The sequence below is a fragment of the Methylobacterium sp. TK26 genome, assembly GCF_055361565.1.
Genome location: NZ_CM143965.1, coordinates 1,707,501 through 1,730,158 on the forward strand (window position 1 = coordinate 1,707,501; position 22,658 = coordinate 1,730,158).

Genomic DNA, 22,658 nt, shown 5'->3' on the forward strand with positions numbered 1-22,658 from the left:
AGCAGCGAGACGATCTGGCGGCGGCCGTCGGCCAATTGCCGCGAGCGGCAGGCCCAGCCTTCCAGGATGACGTTGACCGCATGCGGGTCGTCGCCCTCGCCGATGATGTCGGCGCGGGCCGCGATGCTCCGGGCGGGGCCGAGCGCCTCCGCCAACCACATCCGGTCGGCCACCGAAAGCGGTACATAGCGTGAAAGTTTTCCCGCTAGAGGATCGTGCATCGAACCCTATTGCGCCCGGATTTCAAACCCGGCCTACAGGATTCGCGGAACGCCGCACTCAAGTAGATCAGTCCTGCGCGGCCGGATTTTGAACGATTCTACTTTGCGCGCGCGAGAGGCGATTGGCCGCCGCGCGGTTTCCAGATCCCCTAGTAAGAAGGGCCGAAGCCTGACAGATCCGCGCCTCACGGTTTCCGGGGGCGGGAGGGTCGTGTAGGGGTCGGGGCTCCTCCTTCCTCCCCGGACAAGGCATGCAGGCGGTCCTGAACGCGGCGCTGCCGATCTTCGCGCTGATCCTGATCGGCTTCCTGTGCGGGCGCTTCGGCGTGTTCACCCGCGAGGCGACCGACAACATCAACCGCTTCGCCATCTACCTCGCCCTGCCGGCGCTGATCTTCACCACCATGGCGCGGATCACCCCGGCCGAGATCGGGCAGTTCGGCTTCTCGGCGGCCTTCGCCCTCGGCATCGCGGCGACATTCCTCCTCGCCTACGGGCTCGGGCGGCGGCGGGGCAGCTCCGTCGCCGATGCCAGCATCGAGGGGCTGGATGCGGGCTACAGCAATGTCGGCTTCATGGGCATTCCGCTCTGCCTGCTGGTCTTCGGGCCGGAGGGGCTGCCGGCGGCGGTGATCGCCACCCTGTTCACCGCCTGCGTCCTGTTCCTCACCGCCATCGTCATGGTGGAGTTCGACCTGCGGCGGGGCGTCGACCGGGGGAGCACCGTCAAGCGGGTGCTGCTCTCGCTGCTGCGCAACCCGCTCTTCCTCGCGCCCATCGCCGGGCTCGCGGTGGGGCTGACCGGCTTGGCCTTGCCCCTGCCCCTCGACACCTCCGCCAAGCTCCTCGGCGGCGCGGCCTCGCCCTGCGCGCTGATCTGCATCGGCCTGTTCCTGGCGCAGGAGAGCGGCGTGGCGGGCGACCGCAGGCTGATCTGGCTCCTCGTCGGGCTGAAGCTCGTCGTGCATCCAGCGCTGACGGCCCTCCTCGTCTATTACGTGTTCCCCGTGCCGCCCCTCTGGGCCCGGGCGGCGGTGCTGCTCAGCGCCCTGCCCATCGGCTCCGGGCCCTTCACCCTCGCCAAGCTCTACGGGCTGCAGGCGGGCGTCACCTCGGGAGCGATCCTCGTCTCGCACCTCGTTTCGGTCTTCACCGTGTCGGCCCTGGTGGCGTGGCTCGGCTGAGGCCGGTTCACTGGCCGGGCCGGCGCAAGTATGGGATGTGTTCGTACGGAGACCGGGACAACCCGGCTCCGGCCCCGCACAGGGCATTGGGAGGATGGCGATGGATATCGCGGCGGTGGAAGCTGCGGGCGCGGGCGGTCATGGGATCGGCCTGGACGGCCCGCCCCTGCGGGCCCGGGGCTGGCTGAAGAGCCTCGACACTGCCATTGGCTGGCTCGTCGAGATTCCCGCCGCCCTCCTCGTGCTCGCCGAGATCGGCGTGCTGCTCTCGGGCGTCGTCAGCCGCTACGTCTTCCACGAGCCGCTGATCTGGTCCGACGAACTCGCCGGCATCCTGTTCCTGTGGCTCGCCATGCTCGGCGCCGTCGTCGCCTTCCGCAGGGCCGAGCACATGCGCATGACGGCGCTGGTCGCCATGGCCGGGCCGCGCACCCGCGCCTTCCTCGAAACCCTCGCCCTCGTCGCGGGCCTCGTCTTCGTCAGCCTCGTCCTGCACCCGGCCTATGAGTTCGCCAGCGAGGAGGTCTTCGTCCAGACGCCGGCGCTGGAACTCAACAACGCGTGGCGGGCCGCCGCCCTGCCCGTCGGCTTCGGGCTGATGCTCCTCATCGCCCTGATCCGCCTCGCCGAGACCGCCGACTGGAAGGTGACGTTGGCGGCCCTCGCCACGGGCGCCGTCCTGGCCGGGGCGCTGGTGGCCGCGCAGCCGTTCCTGATGGACCTCGGCAACCTCAACCTGCTGCTGTTCTTCGTGCTCGGCGTCGGCGCGCTGGTCTTCTCCGGCGTGCCCATCGCCTTCGCCTTCGGCCTCTCGACCTTCGCCTATGTGACGCTGACCACCAACGCCCCGTCCATGGTGGTAGTCGGGCGGATGGACGAGGGCATGAGCCATCTCATCCTGCTCGCCGTGCCGCTGTTCGTGTTCCTCGGGCTGCTGATCGAGATGACCGGCATGGCCAAGGCGATGGTCGGCTTCCTGGCGAGCCTGCTCGGGCACGTGCGCGGCGGCCTGCACTTCGTGCTGGTGGGGGCGATGTACCTCGTCTCCGGCATCTCCGGCTCGAAGGCCGCCGACATGGCCGCCGTCGCCCCCGTGCTGTTCCCGGAGATGAAGGCGCGCGGCGCCAAGGAGGGCGACCTCGTGGCGCTCCTGGCCGCGACCGGCGCGCAGACCGAGACGATCCCGCCCTCCATCGTGCTGATCACCATCGGCTCGGTGACGGGCGTCTCGATCACCGCCCTGTTCACGGGCGGGCTGATGCCCGGCGTGGTGCTGGCGGTGACGCTGTGCGCGCTGGTCTGGTGGCGCTACCGGGGGGAGGATCTGAGCCATGTCGCCCGGCCCTCGGGTGCGGTGATCGGGCGCTCGTTCCTCGTGGCGCTGCCGGCGCTCGCCCTGCCCTTCGTGATCCGCTTCGCGGTGGTGGAGGGCATCGCCACGGCGACCGAAGTCTCGACCATCGGCATCGTCTACGCGGCGCTGGCGGGGCTCCTGATCTACCGGCAGTTCTCGTGGAGCCGCCTGTATCCGATGCTGGTGACGACGGCGGCCCTGTCGGGGGCGATCCTGCTCATCATCGGCGCGGCCACCGGCATGGCCTGGGCGCTGACGCAATCGGGCTTCTCGCAGACGCTGGCGGTGGCGATGAAGAGCCTGCCGGGCGGCCCGCTCGGCTTCCTCCTGGTCTCGGCGGTCGCGTTCATCATCCTGGGCTCGGTGCTGGAAGGCATCCCGGCGGTGGTGCTGTTCGGGCCTCTGCTGTTCCCCATCGCCCGGTCGGTGGGGGTGCACGAGGTGCATTACGCGATGGTGGTGATCCTCGCGATGGGCGTCGGGCTGTTCGCGCCGCCCTTCGGGGTCGGCTACTACGCCGCCTGCGCGATCAGCCGGATCCACCCGGACGCGGGGATGCGGCCCATCGTCGGCTACATTCTGGCGCTGCTGGCGGGCCTGCTCGCGGTGATCCTCGTGCCGTGGTTCTCCATCGGGTTCCTGTGAGGCTCCCTCAGGGGGCCTCCAGCGCGCTGATCTCGATCACGAACTTGCGCCGCATGGCGCGCGAGAAATCGCCGTAGCCCGCCGCCGCCAGGAGGAACGAGGTCGGCCCGCCGACCACATGGGCACGGTACCATTGTTCGAGGCTCGTCCGGTCCTGCGGTAGCGGGGTCGGGCGCAGGCCGTAGCCGGGGGCCCGGTAGGCGCCCGCGCCGACCACGTCGTTCTCCCCCGGCACGAGGATCGGCAGCCCGTTGATCGTCGCGCCGAGCGCCAGGACGTCCCTGCGCTCGGCTTCCATCGCGTCGGGGTCGGTGCAATTGTCGATCCCGTCCCCGGACACGTCCACGACGATCCGGTCGGCCGGTATCGGCATGGCCGGGATGACGCTGCCCGCCACGGTACGGAACATCTGCCCGATGCAGGTGAACTCCCCCGCCTGACGGGGCGTCGCGCGTACCGCCGCCGCGGCGGCGGCGGCTTCCTCCTTGTTGGTGATGCGCCGCCACGGCACCGGCATCCCCGCCCGGTCGGCCCACGTTACCATGGCGAAGAGGATGCCGCCGGCATTGCCGGTGATCGCCGCCAGAACGCCCGGATCCTCCAGCGCCTCGGCGATGCCCTCCATCTGCAGCGTGAAGCGGGCATCGTCCACCGATTGCGACACGTCCACCGAGACGATGAGCGCGGTGGCGACGGACTCGGCCGCCCGCGCCGGGGCGGCCCCTACGAGGAGGGCGGCGAGGGCCGCGCAGGCGATCCGCCGGCTCATGTCTTCTCCGTCATGCGCACGGTGCAGCCGGGATGCCCCGCGACGAGGGCGCGTCCGCGCTCCCGCCCGAGCACCATGCAGGCGGTCGACAACCCGTCCGCCAACAGCCCCGTCGGCGCCGTCACCGTGACCGAGGCGAGGCCGCGCGGCGAGAAGCCGGTGGCGGGATCGAAGATGTGGTGGTCCCTGAAATCGGCCGAGAAGGCCATGTTGTAATCGCCCGAGGTCGCCGCGAAGCCGGTGAACGGCGCGATCACCGCCGCGACCTCGCCCTTCCGGCGCGGGTCGGCGAGGCCGAGGCGCCAGGGCGAACCGTCCGCATGCGTCCCCACGGCGCCGAACTCGCCCGTATCGACGAAGGCATCCGCGACGCCCCGCGCGCGCAGCGCCGCCATCACGACATCGGCCGCGTAGCCCTGCACCACGGCGTTGAGCGTCACTCCGGTGCCCGTCTCCAGCACGATCGCCTCCGGCGCCAGGTTCACCCGCCGCCACCCGACCCGCGCGAGGCAGTGGCGCAGGGCCCCCGGGTCGGGCCGCCCTCCCCCCTCCGCCGCCCGCGACCAGAGCGGCCAGAGCGGCTGCACGGTGGGATCGAAGGCACCGCCGGTCGTCTCGGCGAGCGTCAGGGCGAAGCCGAGCATCGTCGCGAGATGATGGGGCGGCGCGTCGAGCCGGCCCTCACGGTTGAGGCGGGACAGGGCGCTGTCCGGCCGGAACAGGCTCGCCTCGTGCTCCACCGCGCGCATCGCGGCGATGCCCTCCGTGAGGGCCGCGTCCAGCGCGTCCGGATCGGGGCCGGCGGCGGTGAGGGAGATGGTGGTGCCGAAGGCGAGCCCGGCGCGGCTGCGCGCGGCGAGCCCCCGCGCGGCGGCATGGGCACGGAACCCCGCGATTCCGGCGGCGGCGAGGCCGCAGGCCCCGAGCACGGCCCGGCGGCGTGTGAGGCGGGCGCTCACCGGACCACCGCCACCGGGCGCGGGACGATCCGCTTGGCGTGGCGGCGGGCCACCACCTGCGGCACGCACTGCCCGGGATCGTGGATGATCGTCACGCAATCCATGCACTGGAAGCACTCGGGATAGTCGATCCGCCCGTCCTGGGCGATGGCGCCGTAGCGGCAGCGGACCTTGCAGAGCTGGCAGGGCGTGCCGCATTCCGCGCGGCGGGGGATCCAGTCCAGGATCCGCAGGCGCCCCACCACCGCGAGCCCCGCGCCCAGCGGGCAGAGATAGCGGCAGAAGCCCTTGTAGACGAACAGGTTGAATGCCAGCAGCCCGACCGCGTAGGCCACGAAGGGCCAGCTTCGCAGGAAGGACAGGGTGATCGCCGTCTTGAACGGCTCGACCTCGGCCATGGCGTCGGCGGCGGGCGAGTTCAGGGCGGTCGCGGCGAGGAGGCCGGCGAGCACGACGTATTTCACCTTGCGCAAATGCCGGTCGAGGCGCGGCGGCACGGTGAGTTGGCGGACCTTCAGGGGCCGCGCCATCCACGCGGCGAGTTCCTGCATCGCCCCGAACGGGCAGAGCCAGCCGCAGAAGGTGCCCCGGCCCCACAGGACGAGGCTCGCCAGCACGAAGGCCCAGAGCACCAGCGAGGGCGGATCGTAGAGCAGGAAGGCGAAATCGTGGGTGCGGAGCGCGGCCCGCACCAGCCCCATCAGGGTGACGATGGAGAGCTGCGCCTGCGCCGCGTAGCCCACGAAGCCCACCGTGACCGCGAGGAACGCGAGGCGGAAGGCGGGGAAGCGCCTCGCATCGGCCACCAGCGCCTTCTGCCGCGCCAGGACCGGCACGAGGAGCGCCAGCATCGCGCCGAGGCCGACCAGGGTGGGGACGCGGGCGCGCCAGGATTCCGTCCAGTCCGGCCCGTCCTGCGCGGCGACGCGCAGGAACAGGTCGGCGGGCAGCTTGGTCTCCACGCTGAAGTCGCGGGCGATTTTCTCGGAGAGGATCTGCCCGCGTTCGCGCACGATCTTCTCGGTGACGGTGAAGGGCGTGGACGGATCGAACCCGGCGGCGGCGTCGATCCGCAGGATCGTCCAGTCGCCGGCCGGCAAGCCCCGGTCGAGGCCGGCGCCGCGCCGTTCCACCGCCATGTCGCGGGCGTTGACCACGAGGCCCCCCTGCGAGACCGTCAGCCGCTCCGGCACCGCGCCGAGGACGAAGGTCTCGCCCAGCGGGTTCTCGGCGGCGTCGGCCGGGCCGGCGTTCAGCACCATCACCGCGTGGTTGCCGGGGCCGAGTTCGCGCATCAGCGCCTCGAACCGGGCGGGCCCGAGGAGGTTGCGGCCGATCGTCGGCACGTCGAGCAAGGCTGCATAGAGGTCGGTGATCACGTCCTCCGGCGCGCCCTCCCCCGCCTCCTCGACGCCCGTGCCCCGGAAGGCCTGGCTGGCCTGCGCCCGCGTGAGCGTCAGCCGCGTCACGAGGCCCCGCGCCAGGAGCGCGTCGAGGGTCAGGGGCTCGAACAGATCGGGTTTCGCCTCGACGCTCAGGCCGACATTGGCCGCACCGAAGCCGAGCTTGCCCCGCGCCACCGCCAGGGCGGAGGCGAGGATGGATTGGTTGATCGTCCGGGTCGAGGCCGTCGCCATGGCGATGCCGTCCACCGTGCTCTGCGGCGCGGCGCCGGAGCCCCGGGCGTTCGGCCGCCCGACGCGGATCGGCTGGCGGGCGGACAGGCCGACATATTGCTCCACGAAGGCGAAGAGCGGCTCCGAGCCGAGCCCTTCGAGGAAGACCGGCTCCTTGTGCGAGAGCACCGCCACGTCGCGAAAGGTGCCGTCCGGGGCGAGGGCGATCAGCAGGTCCGGGGGCGTGCCGCCGAAGCCGGGGATCGGCGCGAAATCGACGGATTCGAAGGCGTAGGCGAAGACCTCGTAGGAGCCCGCCTGCTGCTTGAGGATCGGCCAGACCGGGAGCGTGTCGTCCTTCTCGCCGACCACCAGCGGCGGCGGGAAATGGCGGGCGATCCCCGTGCGGTCGAGTTCGCCGGCCGAGGCGACGCCGCAGAGGCGCGCGACGACGAGGATCGCCACGAGCATGGCTATCCATCCGGTGCGCCGAACGCCGGACACTCGCATCCGCTGCCGTCTCCGGGACGGCGCCGCGCCGCCCCCCGCGTTTCCTCGATCGTTGCCGCCACGATAGGGCGCGCGCGCCTCGCCCCGATATTGGACCAAAGGCCAGAGCGGCCGATCCGGTCTTGGGCCTCGCCACGCGGCCGAAACTTGCGCATCAGGGGTCGTGAAACAATCGAAGGTTGTTTTTGCGTAGATCATCCAACTAATGATCTGTATTTGCATGTTTTAATTTTGCAACAACTGGCTTTTTCACGCTGATGGGCCGGGATTTTAGTTTTAGAATCGGATGTCGGTGCGCTTAGCTCTCTGACGTCGGATGCGTGCCGGACGTTCGGAGTTCCGAACACGGAGGCAGGCCGGCGACCGCATTCGCATGGCGCCGCTCGTGAAGGAGCACAGGCGTCGATGCCTTTGGCAGCCATGGTCGTGACCGAATGAGTTCTTCGCATTCCGGGACCAACAGCGGAATTCGAAGACTTCAGCGGCCGAAAAATTGGAGAAAGTGATGAGTCATCTGAAGACTTGGCTGCTCGGCTCGGCCGCAGCCTTGGCCTCTGTCGGCGCCGCCCAGGCCGCCGACCTGCCGGTGAAGAAGGCGGCACCGATCGAGTTCGTGCGCGTCTGCTCGGCTTACGGCGCCGGCTTCTTCTACATCCCCGGCACCGACACCTGCCTGCGCCTCTCGGGCCGCGCCCGCTTCGAATACGGCTACCAGGCCCCCCTCAGCCGGAACCAGGGCAACGGTGACTACAGCGGCTACCGTGGTCTTGCCCGCATCAACCTCGATGCCCGCACCCAGACCGGTTACGGCACCCTGCGCGCCTTCCTCCGCATCGAGGCCGCCAGCCGCACCGGCATCCCGACCCTGCATTCCGGCACGCAGATCCGTGGCGCTAACGCCTTCCCCGGCACCGGCATCGACCAGTACGGCCGCGTCGAGCAGTACTTCAACACCGACAAGGCCTTCGTGCAGTTCGCCGGCCTGACCGCCGGTCGCGCGTCCTCCTTCTTCGACTTCTACGCCCACGACTTCGAGTATGTCGGCGCGACGTCGGGCTCGGACGTGTCCTCCACGAACCTGCTCGCCTACACCGCCACGGCCGGCAACGGCTTCTCCGCGACGCTCTCGGTCGAAGACCCGAGCTTCCGCCGCACCCCGATCTACTCGCCGACTGCGGCTGCGGGCGCGTCCGTCGGCAACACGTCGACGCAGATCTTCGGCCAGTCGAACTCGCTGATCCCGGTCGTCCTCGGCGTCAACGCCGCCGGCCATCCGGTGGGCTTCGGCTTCACCGACGGCATCCAGCGCAACCGCATGCCCGACTTCGTCGGCGTGCTGCGCTTCGACCAGCCCTGGGGTTCGGCCCAGGTCTCCGGTGCCGTCCACGAGCTGAACACCGGCAACGTCATCCCGCAGGGCGGCTTCCTCGGCTTCAACAGCGCCGGCACCCCCCTCACCGCGACGACCGCCAGCGCCCAGCGCACCAAGAGCGAGTACGGCTGGGCCGTGCAGGGCGGCCTGAAGATCAACGCCCCGTTCATCGCGCCGGGCGACGTCTTCTACCTCCAGGGCGCCTATGCCGAGGGCGCTCAGTCCTACACCGGCAACTCGTCCTATCCGGGCGGCTATGTGAGCAACGCGACCTCGATCCAGGGCGCGTCGTTCAACCAGTACTTCGCCGACGCGACGATCAACCCGTTCACCAACCAGCTGCAGCTGTCGAAGAGCTTCTCGGTGGTGGGCTCGTACCTGCACTACTGGACGCCGGAATGGCGTTCGGCGGTGTTCGCCTCCTACGGCGAGAACACCTTCGGTGCCGGCGCCCGCGCCGCCCAGGGGGCCTATTACGGCTTCGTTCCCGCCGCCGGCGGCACCAATGCCGGCAGCACCGTCATCTCCGGCGCCGGCGTCGGCGTTCCGGGCACGCGGTATTACTCCCTTAACGGCGTCCTGCGGGACACCTACTCGGTCTATGCCGGCGCGAACCTGATCTGGTCGCCGGTCAAGGACCTCGATATCGGCGTCGAGGGTCTGTACGCCCAGTACGGCGTGAAGAGCGGCCGGGTGCTCGACACCCAGAAGTTCAACTACAGCGCGGCCTACGTGAACAATCCCGCGAACGCCGTGAAGACGGTCTCCAGCACCGACGTGTTCCAGGCGCGCTTCCGCGTGCAGCGCGACTTCTGATCGCGAACCGCCGCGCCCTCCGGCTCATCCGCCGGAGGGCGCGGCACAGCCGGCCTTTCCTTGCGACGAGACCGACTGGGACATTTCCCGCGATCCCAGGATCACAGGAAATGTCCCTTTTGCGTTCCGGGGGTCAGGCGGCGGGGAAGCCGTTCTGGCTCTTGTCGAAGTCGAGATAGGCGGTCTCGATCACGATCTGCGTCCGGCTGATCACTTCGAGCTTGCGCAGGATCTCGGAGACATGCGCCTTCACAGTGGAATCGCCGACCTGCAATTCGTGGGCGATCTGCTTGTTCAGCTTGCCCTGGCGGATCATCATCAGCACCCGCATCTGCTGCGGCGTCAGCCGGGCGATGCGTTCGGCGAGGGGCGACTTGCGGTTCGCCGCCGGTTCAGGCGCCACCGCGAGGTCGGGGGGCGTGAACAGCGCGCCGTTCATCACCTCGGAGATGGCCCGCGTCAGGGTCGCCTTGTCGACCGCCTTGGGCACGAAGCCGGAGGCCCCGCGCTGCAGCGCCTCGCGCATGATGCGCGGGTCCTCGATGCCGGAGACGATCAGCACGGGCACGCGGGGGAAGCGGGCGCGGATCGTCACGAGGCCGTCGAAACCGGAGACGCCCTGCATCGAGAGGTCGAGGAGGATCAGGTCGATGCCGGTCTCGCGGCCCAGCACCTCGCAGGCGCCGCGGATCCCGTCGGCCTCGTGCAGGGCGGCATCGGGAAAGGCGAGGGTGATGGCGCTGGCCAGCGCCTCGCGGAAGAGCGGATGGTCATCGACGATCAGCAACTGCATCCCAGCCACCCCATTCTGCGCCCCCTCGCCCTGGGAGGCGAGAACCATAGCGCCGGTCGCGGCGCGGACAGAAGCGGCAGGCGTATCGGCTTCCGGCGAGGGCGTCAGCATGGGTCTCGTCGCGATCATGCCGGGGGTGGAGGTCGTCGGATCTCGTCCCCGGCCGGCGTGAGAGCCGGCCGGGGCGCTGAGTCGGACGGGACCGGGGAGCGGTCCCGCCGCTGGCGTCGTCTTACCGCGACGCGACCTTCTTCGGCAGCTTGAACGCCCAGAAGCTGCCGCCCTGGTTGATGCCGGCCGTGGTCTTGGCGACTTCGCCGCCCCAGAGCGGCACCGCGCCGCCCCAGCCGGCGGTGACGCCGACCCACTGCTCGCCATCCTGCTCCCAGGTGATCGGGGAGGACACGACGCCCGTGCCGACCTGGAACTTCCACAGTTCCTCGCCGGTCTTGGCGTCGAACGCCTTCAGGAAGCCTTCGGGGGTGCCGGTGAAGACCAGCCCGCCACCCGTGGTGAGAATGCCGGCCCAGAGCGGGGCCTTGTTCTTGTATTCCCAGGCGACCTTGCCGGTGGCCGGGTCGATGGCCTTGAGGGAGCCGATATGGTCCTCGAAGGTCGGCTTGATGGTGAAGCCGGCGCCGAGATAGGCCGCGCCCTTCTTGTAGTTCACCGGCTCGTTCCAGATATCCATGCCCCATTCGTTGGAGGGGATGTAGAACAGCTTGGTCTCGGGGCTGTAGCCGATCGGGTTCCAGTTCTTGCCGCCGAGGAAGCCCGGCACGGCGAAGACGGGCTTGCCCTTCTTCTCGTCGCCGGTCGCCTGGCTCGGGTCGCCCGGCCGGTTCTCCGGGTTGTAGATCGGGCGGCCGTCCTTATCGATGCCGCTCGCCCAGTTGATCTTGTTCACGAAGGGCGTGGCCGAGATGAACTTCCCGTTGGTCCGGTCGAGGACGTAGAAGAACCCGTTCCGGTCGGCGGTGGCGCCGGCCTTCACGGTCTTGCCGTCCTTCTGCATGTCGAACGGCACGAACTCGTTCACGCCGTCGAAGTCCCAGCCGTCATGCGGCGTGGTCTGGAAGCCCCACACGATCTCGCCGTTGTCGGGGTTGATGGCGAGGCGCGAGGCCGACCACTTGTTGTCGCCCGGCCGCAGCCAGGAGTTCCACGGGCCCGGGTTGCCGGTGCCGACATAGATCATGTTCAGTTCGGGATCGTAGGTGCCGCCGAGCCAGGTGGCGCCGCCGCCGAACTTCCACATGTCGCCGGGCCAGGTCTCGTTGGTCTTGCCCGTCATGGTGGAGGGCTTGCCGTTCAGCTCGCCCATGTGGCCCTCGATGACGGGGCGCTTCCACACGATCTCGCCGGTCTCGGCATCACGGGCCTCGATGCGGCCGACCACGCCGAACTCGCCGCCCGACACGCCTGTGATGATCTTGCCCTTCACGATCATCGGCGCGGCGGTGTAGCTGTAGCCGGACTTGAAGTCGTCGATGTCCTTGCGCCACGCGACCTTGCCGGTCTTGGCGTTCAGCGCCACCAGCTTGGCGTCGAGGGTGCCGAAATAGATGTTGTCCTTGTAGAGGGCGGCGCCGCGGTTCACCACGTCACAGCAGGGCAGGATGCCTTCCGGCAGGCGGGCATTGTATTCCCACTTCTTCTCGCCGGTCCGGGAGTCGATCGCGTAGAGGCGCGAGTAGGAGCCGGTCACGTAGAGCGTGCCGTCCTTCACCAGCGCCTGGCTCTCCTGGCCGCGCTGCTTCTCGCCGCCGAAGGAGAACGACCACGCCGGGACGAGGGTCTTCACGGTCTCCTTGTCGATGGCCTTGAGCGGGCTGAAGCGCTGGCCCTGCGGCCCGAGCCCGTAGGTGACGACGTCGCCGGGGGTCTTGGCGTCGTTGATGATATCCTGCTCGCTCACCCCGCCACCCGAGGCGGCGGCGGCCTTCTCCGGCTCCTTGGCCGAGGCCGACAGGCTCGCCGCGCCGGCGGCGAGGGCGGCGAGCCCCACCGCCGCGAGAAACTGCGTGCGCATTCTCATGACATCTCCTCCGGTGAATTCCGATGGCCGATGGGGTTCGGACCCCTTTTGACGTGCGGCCTTTCGCGACGATCAGCGTAAGATGAGTCTCGGCGCCGGGTTATTGGCCATAAGTCTAATCTGAGAACCAATATTCCGAGCGCGGCTTCGGTCTGAAATGAATACGGTTTTCCCGCCGCCTCGCGGCGGTGGGTCGAAGCTTTCAGGCCGGGGTGGCGCCGGTCAGTAGCCGGCGGGCGGCTCGTAGCTCACGCCGTGCTTGCCGAAGATTGCCTTCATCGTGCCGTTGTCGATCATCGCGGTCATCGCATCGCCGACGGCGTAGCCGAGATCGCGCGAATCGCTTTTCACCGCGCCGCAGAGGTCCCACGACGTCTTGATCGGCCCGGCGAGCTTCACCTGCGTGAGGCCGATCCCCTCCTTCGCCGTGCCCGAGGCGGCGAGCGCCCCCTCGATCTCGGCGCGGGTGCCGGCCAGGATCGGGGCGTCCCCGGCGAGGAAGGCCTTCGCCGCCTCCTCGAAGCTCTTGAAGTGTTTCAGGTTCTTGCGAAGCTGCCCGCCGTTGGCGGTGAGCAGCATCGCGTCCGAGGCGCTGTTGCCCTCCACGTCGATGGGCGTCTCGCCGACATCGCCGAGGGTCTCGAAATCCTCCGTCGCGCCCTTGCGCCACGCCAGGGCGAGGCGCTGCTGCAGGTAGGGGCGCGTGGTGAAGATCTGCTCGTTGCGCTGGGCGAAGATGCGGTCCGCCGGCACGTGCAGCATCACGTCCGAGAGGGCCGAGCCCGCGAGGTCGCCGCGCCACAGGGCGAGGCGCAGGTCGCCGTCGGAATTCTCGCCCGCATCCACGAAGCGCAGGTCGAGCTTCAGCTTCAGTGCATCCGCCAGCGCCTGGGCGATGTCCACCTCGATGCCGGTGGGCTTGCCGTCCTTGCGGGCCGAGAACGGGGCGTTGTCGTCGTAGAGCGCGACCCGCAACGTCCCGTCCGTGCGCACGTCGTCGAGGGGGCGGGAGAGGGCCGGGCCGGCCGCCAGCAGCCAGGAGGCGGCCAGGAGCAGGGAGCGCCGTCGCAGCGAGGGGGTCATCCTGCCGCGCTCAATTGTCGACGTGCTGGGCTTCGATGTAGCTGCGGATCGCCCACAGCCCCTCCTGCGAGATCACCCCCGCGAAGACCGGCATCTTGGTCATGCCGTCGATGATCGCGCCGTGGGTGACGCGCTCCTTGAACCACTCGTCGCCCTCCTTGCCCTTCTCCAGGTAGCGGAGATCGGGGGCGAGGCCGCCGGAGATCACCTCCAGGCCGTGGCAGCGGGCGCAATTCTGGTTGTAGGCGGAGGAGCCGACCTTCACCGCGTGCTCGTTGCCGCGATAGGGGTTCTCGTCGCGCCACGTCTCGCCGAGGGGGGGCAGGCCGTCCGTGTTGACCGGCTGGGGCTGCACGTCCCCGTGACCGAGGACGGCGCCGCCCGACACCAGGAGCGCGGCCAGCATGCCGCCCGCGAGCGCAAGCCTTCTCGACATCGTTTCCCTCCGTAGCGGCCATCGGCCGTCATCCGCCGTCCATTCGGGCGGCTGTTTGAAGGAAGGCTATCAAGGCAGAGGACATGAACCCATTGTGCTTTGGTCCAAGGGCCGTCTTCCGGGCCTGGAAACCGTGTCGAGCCCACACCTTGGTCCTATTTCCCCAGGCGAATGCCGGCTCTATGCCAGGATTCAACAACGAACCGACGGGTGGAAACGAGAACAGCCGGATGCGGACGGCGACCGAGGCATGGGGCCGGGGACGGAGACTTGCGCGCTGGAGCGTGGGGTTCCTGGCGGCCGGCCTTCTTGCCACGTCGGCGGCGCTTGCGGCCGACCCTTTGGGCGTCGCCTATCTCGAACGGCGGATCGAGCGGCCGAACCCCCTGAACAACGAGGATCCGGTTCCCGCCGACGAGGGGCTGAAGGGCGCGGAACTCGGCCTGCGCGACTCGAACGCCACCGGGCGCTTCGTCGGCCTCTCCCTCACCCTGGCGAGCAGGGTGGTGGAGCCCGGCGGCGACATCCGCGCCGCCCTGGCCGAACTGCTCGCCGGCAAGGACCGGCCGAGATTCGTGGTCGTCAACGCCCCCGCCGCCGACCTTCTGGCCCTGGCCGACGCCCCCGAGGCGAAGGACCTCGTGCTCCTCAATGTCGGCGCCACCGACACCGCCCTGCGCGATGCCGAGTGCCGCAAGCGGGTGCTGCACGTCATCCCCTCGCGGGCGATGCTGACGGACGCCCTCGTCCAGTTGCTGGTGTTCAAGCGCTGGACACGCATCCTCCTCGTCTCCGGGCCGGACAAGGCGGACGGGCTCTACGCGGACTCCCTGAAGCGCAGCGCGCGGAAGTTCGGGGCACGGGTCGTCGCGGAGACCAAGTTCGACGCGCGGGGTGCGGATCTGCGCGACAGCGCGCTCCGGGAATTCGCCCTCGCCACGCGCGGGCCCGAGCACGACGTGGTCGCGGTGGCCGACGAGGCGGGCGAGTTCGGTACGAACCTCGTCTACAACACCGAATCCCCGCGCCCGGTGGTGGGCACGCAGGGCCTCTCCCCCGCCGCCTGGGGCCGGGCGGTGGAGGCTTGGGCCGCCGCACAATTGCAGCAGCGGTTCCGCAAGCTCGCCGGGCGAACCATGGGCCCCGTCGATTGGGCGGGCTGGATGGCCGTCCACGCGGTGGGCGAGGCGGCGGTGAAGCTCAAATCCGCCGATCCGGCCGCCATCGCCAAGCTGATGCTCGATCCCGCCTTCGAGGTCGGCGGCTTCAAGGGGCGGGCGCTCAGCTTCCGCGCCTGGAACGGGCAGTTGCGCCAACCCCTGTACCTGCTCTGGCCCGGGGCGGTGGTCGGCGCGGCGCCGGTCGAGGGCTTCCTCCACCGCGCCACCGAACTCGACACGCTGGGTCTCGACCGGCCCGAGAGCGCCTGCAAGGCCTTCGGAGGATGACATGACGCGCGGTCTTCCCGCCCTCGCCGCCCTGATGGCCCTCCTCGGTGCCGTGCCCGCGCGGGCCGCCGAGATCTACGTGACCAACGAGCGCGACAACACGGTCTCGGTGATCGACACCGGGACCTACGCGGTAACGCGCACCTTCCCCGTGGGCCGGCGCCCGCGCGGGGTGGTGTTCTCGAAGGACGGCACGCGCCTCTTCGTCTGCGCCAGCGATTCCGATTCCGTGCAGGTCATCGACCCCGACAGCGGCAAGCTCCTCGCCGACCTGCCCTCCGGCGAGGACCCGGAGCAATTCGCCCTCGCCCCCGATGGGCGCACACTGTTCATCGCCAACGAGAACAACGCCACGACGACGGTGGTCGATGTCGATTCCAAGCATGTGAAGGCGCAGATCGACGTCGGCATCGAACCCGAGGGCATGGCCGTCAGCCCGGACGGCAGGATCGCGGTGACGACCTCCGAGACCACGAACATGGTCCACTGGATCGACGTGGCGACGCTGACCGCCATCGACGCGACGCAGGTGGACCAGCGCCCGCGCCACGCGGAATTCTCGAAGGACGGCAAGACCCTGTGGGTGTCCTCCGAGATCGGCGGCACCGTCGCGGTGATCGACGTGGCGACCCGCAAGGTGGAGAAGACGATCTCCTTCGAGATCAAGGGGGTCGCTTCCGACCGGATCCAGCCGGTGGGGATCAGCCTCACCGACGACGGGCGCCTCGCCTTCGTGGCGCTCGGCCCCTCCGACCGGGTGGCGGTGGTGGATGCCAGGACCTTCGAGGTGAAGAGCTACATCCTCGTCGGGCGGCGGGTCTGGCACATCGCGATCACCCCGGAGCAGGACAGGCTCGTCACCACCAACGGCGTCTCGGGGGACGTGACGGTGATCGACGTGCCGTCGCTCAAGGCGATCAAGACCGTGAAGGTCGGGCGCTTCCCATGGGGGGCCGCCATCCGCCCCGCCCCCGCGCGCGGCGAGGCCGCCGCCGGCAAGTGAGCGGGTGTCGAAGGGGTGAAACGGCAAGGATGATGCGGTTTGCAACAATCCCCGTTGCGGACATATAGTTCCTCCCACGAGGGCCGCCGGGCGAGAGCGGCCCCGAGCGGGAGTGGCGCCGTGATCGATGGAACGCGGATGCGTTCGCATCTCTGCGGGATCCAGTCTGCCTGGACCGAGGCCTCCGACGTGCGCGAGGCCGTGGCCTCCGTCGCCGCGCTCCTCGACCGTGAGCCGATCGGCCATCTGCTCGTCTTCTTCTCGCCCGCCTACGACTCGCGGGATCTCGTCGCGGCGGTGGGCGCGCATTTCCCCGGCGTGACGCTGCTCGGCTGCAGCTCGTCGGGCGGGATCAGCCCGGCCGGCGCCATCGACCGGGGCCTCGTCGCCATCGCCTTTCCCCGCCGGGGCTTCCGCATCGTCAGCGACGTGCTCACCCGGATCGACTGCCTGGACGTCGCCCGCACCGCGACCGCCGTGCGCAGCCTGCGCCGGCAGCTCGACCAGATCCGGGTCGAGCCGGTGCCCGGCAGCCAGTTCGCGCTCTCGCTCATCGACGCGCTCTCCAACGCGGAGGAGACGGTGGTCTCCGCCGTGGCCTGGGCCCTCGACGGCATCCCCCTGGTCGGCGGCTCGGCGGGGGACGACCTCGCCTTCGCCGGCACGGTGCTCATCCATGATGGGGCGATCCACACCAACGCGGCGGTGCTGATCCTCGTGGAGACGGATTTCCCGATCCGCATCTTCAAGAGCGACAACTTCGCCCCGACCCAGCGCAAGTTCGTCGTGACCGCCGCCTCCGAGGAGCATCGGCGGGTCCACGAACTGAACGCCGAGCCGGCGGCGCGGGAATACGCCAAGGCGGTGGGGCTCGATCCCGAGCACCTGACGCCGATGAGCTTTGCCGCCTATCCCCTCGCGGTGAAGGTCGGGGGTGAATATTATTGCCGGTCGATCAGCCGGGTGGAGCCGGACGGGTCGCTCACCCTGTTCTGCGCCATCAGCGAGGGCGCGGTGCTGACGCTGGCCCAGCCGCACGACATCGTGGAGGCGACGCGGGCGGAACTCTCCGACCTCGACGAGACCCTGGGCGGCCTCGACCTCGTGATCGGCTTCGATTGCGTGCTGCGCCGCCTCGACGCCGAGAGCCGGCAATGCCGCCACCGCATCTCGGACCTCTACAGCCGCTACGGCGTGGTCGGGTTCGAGACCTATGGCGAGCAGTACCGCTCGATGCACCTGAACCAGACCTTCACCGGCATCGCCATCGGCCGGAACCATCCGGCGTGAGCGGGACGGCGATGGTCGCGGAGGCGGAGGGCGAGAGCCGCGAGGCCCTGGCGCGCCGGATCGAGAAGCTGGAGCGCATCAACGCCGCCCTCATGGCCCATGTCGAGCGGACCATGGACCAGCAGGGCGGGGCCTACGCCCTGTTCCAGACGGCGATCATGCTCGAAGGCCGCGTCCGCTCGCGCACGGAGGAACTGACCTCCCTGATGAAGAGCCTGGAGACCTCGAACTCGGCCCTCCAGGCGGCCAAGGACGAGGCCGAGACGGCCAACCGCTCGAAGACGCGCTTCCTCGCCGCCGCGAGCCACGACCTGCTCCAGCCGCTCAACGCGGCCCGGCTCTCCCTCTCGGCGCTGTCGGACCTCGCGCCCGGCCCGGAGGCGCAGACCGTCGCGAGGCAGGTGGAGCGCGGTCTCCAGACCATCGAGGACCTGATCAAGGCCCTCATCGACATCTCGAAGCTCGATGCGGGCGCCGTGCGGCCGGTGATCAAGCCGGTGCGGCTCGCGGACCTCGTGGCGCATATCGAGGCGAGCTTCCGGCCCTTCGCCGAGCGCAAGGGCCTGCGCCTCCTCACCCGCACCTGCGACGTGGTGGTGGCCACCGACGTGGCGCTGATGCAGCGGATCCTCCAGAACCTCGTCTCCAACGCCGTGCGCTACACGGAATCGGGCGGGGTGCTGATCGGCGTGCGCCGCCGGGGCGGCCTGTGCCGCATCGACGTGGTCGATTCCGGCCGGGGCATCCCGGAGGAGGAGCGCGACCTCGTCTTCGAGGAATTCTACCGGGGCACGGGCGACGGCGAGGATGCCGGCGGGCCGGGGCTGGGGCTGGGCCTCTCCATCGTCCAGCGCATGGCCTCGGCCCTGGGCCACCCGATCCAGCTCCATTCCCGGGTCGGGCGCGGCACGCGGATGAGCGTCGAGATCCCCCTCGCGCCCTCGGCGCCGGACGCGCCCGCGCATCCGGTGCCCGTGGCCACGACCCTGACCGGCGCGCGGGTCCTCGTGATCGAGAACGACGCCTCCACCGCCGAGGCGCTGGAACGGCTGCTGCGCGGCTGGGACGCCGAGGTGGAGAGCCACCGCGCCCTCTCCGGCGTGGTCGACTCCCTGCGCGCCGGGATGAGGCGACCGGACGTGATGATCATCGATTACCACCTGTCCGACGGCGCCACCGGCCTCGACGTGGTCGAGCACCTGCGTGAGGCACGGGGCTGGGTGACGCCGGTCATCGTCGCGACCGCCGATTACAGTGTCGAGGTCGGCCGCCGCGTCGCGGAGGCCCAGGCCGAGCTGATGCTGAAGCCGGTGAAGCCGGCGCAGTTGCGCGCGCTCCTGGCCTACCTGCTGGCCTGATCCGGCCCGATGCGGACAATTTGAACGAAGGGTCTTACGCGGCCTGTACGCGTCCGTGGGAGAGTGTGCTCCTCTGTCGAGGCTCGCAATGATCGAACGCCGCGCTCTTCCCCGTACCCGGCTCGATGTCCCGGGGCGCATCTGCCTGGACGAACACCGCTCCGTCTCCTGCCTCGTCTACGACCGGTCGGAACGCGGCGTCCGCGTCACCCTGCCGGAGGCGGACCTGATCCCCGACACGTTCCTGCTGGAGATCGAACAGGCGCCGACCTTCTACGTCTGCCGCCTCGTGTGGCGGAAGGGCGAGGAGATCGGCGCACAGTTGGAAGCGGCCTGAGCCGCCGTTCAGCGGCCCCTCTCCCGCGCCTCGCGGATCCGGTCCAGCAACTCGGCGGCCGACTCGGCACGCCGGGCCGCGTCCCCGCAGGCCCGCCGCAGGACGATCCGGTTCTCCTTGAGCACGAGGTCGTCGGCCGCCGCCATCGGCCCCGGCCGGCAACCGGGCCGGAACTCGGCGGCGATCCCCTGTGGGCCGCCGTTCAGCCGGGCGATGCCGAGCTGGCGGCAGGTGGCCCGCAGCCGGCCCAGGGCGAACAGGGCGGCGACCGGCTCCGGCGGTGCGCCGAACCGGTCCTCCACCTCCGCCGCCAGGGCCTCGATCGCCTCCGCATCCCGCAGCCGCAGGACGCGGGTGTAGAGATCGAGGCGGATCTCCGGCTCCGGCACGTAGGAATCCGGGATCGTCGCGGCGAGGCCGAGGACGAGGTCCGGCGTCCAATCCTCGGCCGGCTGACCCTTGGCCTGCATCAGCGCCAGTTCCAGCAGGTGCCGGTAGAGGCCGAGCCCGACGAGCTTGGCATGCCCGGCCTGATCCTCGCCGACGAGGTCGCCCGCCCCGCGCAGGTCGAGGTCGCGGGCGCTGATGGCGAAGCCGGCGCCGAGGCGGTCCATGGCCTCCAAGGCGCGCAGGCGCTGCTCGGCGGCCGGGTTCGGCGGCGCGGCCGGATCGCTGAGGAGATAGACCACGCCGCGGCGCTGGCCGCGCCCGACCCGCCCGCGCAACTGGTGCAATTGCGCGAGGCCGAACCGGGCGGCATCCCACACGAGCATCGTGTTGGCGCGGGGCACGTCGAGGCCGCTCTCGATGATCGCCGTGGCGAGGAGCACGTCCCCCGAGCCCTCCGCGAACCGGACCATGGTCTCGTCCATCGCGGCGGCCTTCAGGTCGCCGTGCGCGATGGCGATGTCGAGGTCGGGCACGAGCTTGGCGAGGCGGTCGCGCAAGGGCGCGATGTCCTCGATGCGCGGGCAGACGACGAAGCTCTGGCCGCCCCTCCGGTGCTCGCGCACCAGCGCCTCGCGCAGGGTCTCGTCCTCGAAGGCGGTGACGACGGTGCGCACCGGCTGGCGCAGGGCCGGCGGCGTCGCCAGCACGCTGAGGCTCTGCAGGCCGACCAAAGCCGATTGCAGGGTGCGCGGGATCGGCGTCGCCGTCAGGGTCAGGACATGGCCGCCGGCCGCGAGGCGGCGCAGGTCGGCCTTCATCTTGGCGCCGAAGCGCTGCTCCTCGTCGATCACCGTCAGCCCGAGATCGGCATAGGCGACGCTCTTGGCGGCCAGGGCATGGGTGCCGACCGCGAGGCGGATCGAGCCGTCCGCCAAGCCCTGCTTCACCCGCTTCGCCTCGGCGGGCGAGACGAGGCGCGAGAGATGCCCGACCTCGATGCCGAACCGGCTGAAGCGGCGCTCCAGCGTGGCGGCGTGCTGGCGTGCGAGCACGGTGGTCGGGGCGATCAGCACCGCCTGCTTGCCGGCGAAGATCGCGGCGGCGAGGGCGCGGAGGGCGACCTCGGTCTTGCCGAAGCCGACATCGCCGCAGACCAGCCGGTCCATCGGCTCGCCGGAGGCGAGGTCGGCGAGGATCGCCTCAACGGATTGCGCCTGATCCGGGGTCGGCGAGAAGCCGAAGCCCGCCGCGAAGCGCTCGAGTTCGCGCGCCGGGGGCACGAGCTTGGCCGCGCCGGCCTCCTTCCGCGCCTTGGCGGCTTCGAGCAGGGTGCGGGCGGTGCGGGCGAGGGTCGCCTCGGCCTCCAGGCGGCGGCGCGCCCAGGTGTTGCCGTCGAGCTTGTCGAGGGTGACGGCCTCCGGCTCCGAGCCGTAGCGCCAGATCCGCTCGGCCTGATCCACCGGCACCATCAGCACCGCGTCGTCCGCGAAGCGCAGGCGCAGGGCCTCCGTCGCGTCCGTGGCCGAGACCGGTTCCAGCCCCTCGAACACGCAGAGCCCCCGGTCGCGGTCGACGGCCACGTCGCCCGGCCGCAACTCGACATCGCCCAGCGGCAGGACCGGACCCGCCGTGCCGACCGGCGCCGCCGAAGGCCCGAGGAAATCCGCCGCCGCGACGACGGTGGTGCCGTCGAGGCGGAAGCCCGCCGAGAGGGGCGCCTCGAAGGCCAGCACCGCGCCGGGCTCGGCCTCCCCGGCCTCGGCCCAGGCGTCGATGAGGCGGATCGGCCGCTCGGCGGCCTCTGAGGCGCGGCGCACGAGGCGGCGCAGGGGCGATTTCGGGCCGGCGAGGACGATGCGGTCGCCCGCCTTAAGCCGCTCGCGCAGGAACTTCGCCAGGGCCGTGCCGGGGCGCTTGTCGCGGGCAAAGACCGGGACCATCACGTCCTGGGCGGCCTCCTCTGTCGCGCCGGCCAGCGCATGGCCCTTGGCGAGGGCCTTCCACTCCTTGGGCGTGAGATAGAGACCGTCCACGGCCTTGGCCGAGCGGCGCCCCCGGCTCGCGGCCTCCCGCCCCTCCTCGACCTGCTCGAAGAAGGCGCCGAGGCGGCTTTCCGTCCCCTCCTCCACCACGAGGCGGGCCTCGGGGAGGTAATCGATCAAGGTCACGAGGGATTTGTAGAAACGCGGAAGGCCGTGCTCCTGGCTCGTGAAGGGCACCAGCCGGTCCTGCGCGCCGGCCGTCAACAGGATCTCCGTGGCGGGGTCCACGAGGAGGTCGGGGACCTCGGCCACGGAGCGCTGCGAGACCGGATCGTAGGAGCGGATCGCGGTGACGCGGCCCTTGTCGTGCTCCACCCGGCAGGGGCGCGGGGCGGCGGCGGGGAAGACTTCGAGGGTCCGGCCACGCATGGCGACCTCGCCCGGCTCGTCCACCCGCTCGTCGAGGACGTAGCCGAGGCGCTGCAATTCGGCGGTGACGGCGGCGACGTCGATCGTGTCGCCCACGGCGAAGGTGACGCGCGCGCCGTCCCAGGTGTCCGGCGGCGGCACCCGCTGGACCATGGCCGGGCCGGTGGTGAGGATGATCGAGGGCCGCGCCCGCGCGTCGGTCAGCCAGCGCAGCAGCGCGGTGCGGGCGCCCATCGTGGCCCGCGACGGCGAGGCGTGGTCGAAGGGCAGGCAATCCCATTCGGGAAAGAGGCCGACCGCGAGGCCGGGCTGAAGCACGCGCAGCGTCGCGGCGAGTTCATCGAGGCGCCGCCCGTCGCGGGCGACATGGACGATGGGACCGCCCTCCTCCGCGAGTCCGAGGAGCGACACGGCGAGGGCCCCCGTGGGGACCAGCGGCACATCCTCCGGGCTCCGTTCCGCCGCCTTCGCCTGACGCCGCACCCCTGAACCTGCCATTCCGGACCCGCACTCATCACCCTTGTGCCCGGCAACGCGGCTGGGGCCCGCCGGGTCCCCTCCATCCACAGCGGGCGTGCCGTCGCAGGCGCGTTGCGCTTGGGCCACCGAGGCGCCAGAACGGGGG

At 70.4% G+C, this 22,658-nt stretch carries 17 protein-coding genes (1 of these 17 only partly in view); 8 read left to right on the plus strand and 9 right to left on the minus strand.

The features are described 5' to 3' along the window. On the minus strand, positions 1–221 hold the beginning of the coding sequence (locus ACXJ1Y_RS08260) for a Crp/Fnr family transcriptional regulator (RefSeq protein ID WP_463849571.1). 517 nt of this gene lie to the left of the window's left edge; the window shows 221 of its 738 coding nt (coding positions 1–221); its start codon is at positions 219–221; the stop codon falls past the left edge of the window. A 251-nt stretch (positions 222–472) separates the two neighbouring features. On the opposite strand from ACXJ1Y_RS08260, the gene ACXJ1Y_RS08265 reads away from it, so the two are divergent. Both ACXJ1Y_RS08265 and ACXJ1Y_RS08270 read left to right on the plus strand, forming a co-directional pair. Further along, a complete protein-coding gene (locus ACXJ1Y_RS08265; protein WP_463849572.1) occupies positions 473–1,405 on the plus strand; it encodes an AEC family transporter in 933 nt (310 codons plus the stop codon). A 94-nt stretch (positions 1,406–1,499) separates the two neighbouring features. Then, positions 1,500–3,404 carry a TRAP transporter large permease gene (locus ACXJ1Y_RS08270; RefSeq protein WP_463849573.1) on the plus strand — a complete coding sequence of 635 codons (1,905 nt, stop codon included), beginning with the start codon at positions 1,500–1,502 and terminating at the stop codon, positions 3,402–3,404. Between the two features lie 7 nt (positions 3,405–3,411). Here the strand turns inward: ACXJ1Y_RS08270 and ACXJ1Y_RS08275 are convergent, their stop codons facing one another. Genes ACXJ1Y_RS08275 through ACXJ1Y_RS08285 form a run of 3 tightly spaced genes read right to left on the minus strand, consistent with a single transcriptional unit; the run spans position 3,412 to position 7,219 of the window. After that, positions 3,412–4,173, minus strand: coding sequence for a DUF1194 domain-containing protein (locus ACXJ1Y_RS08275; protein WP_463849574.1), 762 nt, complete (start codon positions 4,171–4,173; stop codon positions 3,412–3,414). Further along, positions 4,170–5,132 carry an FAD:protein FMN transferase gene (locus ACXJ1Y_RS08280; RefSeq protein ID WP_463849575.1) on the minus strand — a complete coding sequence of 321 codons (963 nt, stop codon included), beginning with the start codon at positions 5,130–5,132 and terminating at the stop codon, positions 4,170–4,172. Before ACXJ1Y_RS08280 ends, ACXJ1Y_RS08275 begins: the two co-directional genes overlap by 4 nt. Next, a complete protein-coding gene (locus ACXJ1Y_RS08285) occupies positions 5,129–7,219 on the minus strand; it encodes a 4Fe-4S binding protein (protein WP_463849576.1) in 2,091 nt (696 codons plus the stop codon). Before ACXJ1Y_RS08285 ends, ACXJ1Y_RS08280 begins: the two co-directional genes overlap by 4 nt. A 544-nt stretch (positions 7,220–7,763) precedes the next feature. On the opposite strand from ACXJ1Y_RS08285, the gene ACXJ1Y_RS08290 reads away from it, so the two are divergent. Then, a complete protein-coding gene (locus tag ACXJ1Y_RS08290; protein WP_463849577.1) occupies positions 7,764–9,446 on the plus strand; it encodes a porin in 1,683 nt (560 codons plus the stop codon). Positions 9,447–9,579: 133 nt separating this feature from the next. Here the strand turns inward: ACXJ1Y_RS08290 and ACXJ1Y_RS08295 are convergent, their stop codons facing one another. The 4 genes from ACXJ1Y_RS08295 to pedF form a co-directional block, all read right to left on the minus strand. Continuing rightward, complete coding sequence (locus tag ACXJ1Y_RS08295) at positions 9,580–10,239, minus strand: response regulator (RefSeq protein WP_463850067.1); 660 nt, start codon at positions 10,237–10,239, stop codon at positions 9,580–9,582. Between the two features lie 232 nt (positions 10,240–10,471). Beyond that, positions 10,472–12,277 carry a PQQ-dependent methanol/ethanol family dehydrogenase gene (locus tag ACXJ1Y_RS08300; RefSeq protein WP_463849578.1) on the minus strand — a complete coding sequence of 602 codons (1,806 nt, stop codon included), beginning with the start codon at positions 12,275–12,277 and terminating at the stop codon, positions 10,472–10,474. A 222-nt stretch (positions 12,278–12,499) separates the two neighbouring features. After that, positions 12,500–13,360, minus strand: a complete 861-nt coding sequence (locus ACXJ1Y_RS08305; protein ID WP_463849579.1) for a substrate-binding periplasmic protein — start codon at positions 13,358–13,360, stop codon at positions 12,500–12,502. A 10-nt stretch (positions 13,361–13,370) separates the two neighbouring features. Further along, positions 13,371–13,796 carry a cytochrome c-550 PedF gene (gene pedF / locus ACXJ1Y_RS08310; RefSeq protein ID WP_463849580.1) on the minus strand — a complete coding sequence of 142 codons (426 nt, stop codon included), beginning with the start codon at positions 13,794–13,796 and terminating at the stop codon, positions 13,371–13,373. Positions 13,797–14,026: 230 nt separating this feature from the next. On the opposite strand from pedF, the gene ACXJ1Y_RS08315 reads away from it, so the two are divergent. The 5 genes from ACXJ1Y_RS08315 to ACXJ1Y_RS08335 all read left to right on the plus strand — a co-directional run bounded on the left by ACXJ1Y_RS08315 (position 14,027) and on the right by ACXJ1Y_RS08335 (position 19,232). Further along, entirely contained in the window at positions 14,027–15,244 is a 1,218-nt protein-coding gene (locus ACXJ1Y_RS08315; protein ID WP_463849581.1) for an ABC transporter substrate-binding protein, read from the plus strand. Between the two features lies 1 nt (position 15,245). Then, complete coding sequence (locus ACXJ1Y_RS08320) at positions 15,246–16,247, plus strand: PQQ-dependent catabolism-associated beta-propeller protein (RefSeq protein ID WP_463849582.1); 1,002 nt, start codon at positions 15,246–15,248, stop codon at positions 16,245–16,247. A gap of 120 nt (positions 16,248–16,367) precedes the next feature. Beyond that, complete coding sequence (locus tag ACXJ1Y_RS08325; RefSeq protein ID WP_463849583.1) at positions 16,368–17,537, plus strand: FIST N-terminal domain-containing protein; 1,170 nt, start codon at positions 16,368–16,370, stop codon at positions 17,535–17,537. A gap of 11 nt (positions 17,538–17,548) precedes the next feature. Next, the gene (locus ACXJ1Y_RS08330; RefSeq protein WP_463850068.1) at positions 17,549–18,895 is read left to right on the plus strand and encodes an ATP-binding response regulator; all 1,347 of its coding nucleotides are present in this window, start codon (positions 17,549–17,551) and stop codon (positions 18,893–18,895) included. An 88-nt stretch (positions 18,896–18,983) separates the two neighbouring features. After that, entirely contained in the window at positions 18,984–19,232 is a 249-nt protein-coding gene (locus ACXJ1Y_RS08335) for a PilZ domain-containing protein (RefSeq protein ID WP_463849584.1), read from the plus strand. A gap of 8 nt (positions 19,233–19,240) precedes the next feature. On the opposite strand, the gene ACXJ1Y_RS08340 is transcribed toward ACXJ1Y_RS08335, so the two are convergent. Then, on the minus strand, positions 19,241–22,531 hold the full coding sequence (locus ACXJ1Y_RS08340) for a TRCF domain-containing protein (protein ID WP_463849585.1): 3,291 nt from the start codon (positions 22,529–22,531) through the stop codon (positions 19,241–19,243). Positions 22,532–22,658 lie beyond the last annotated feature (127 nt).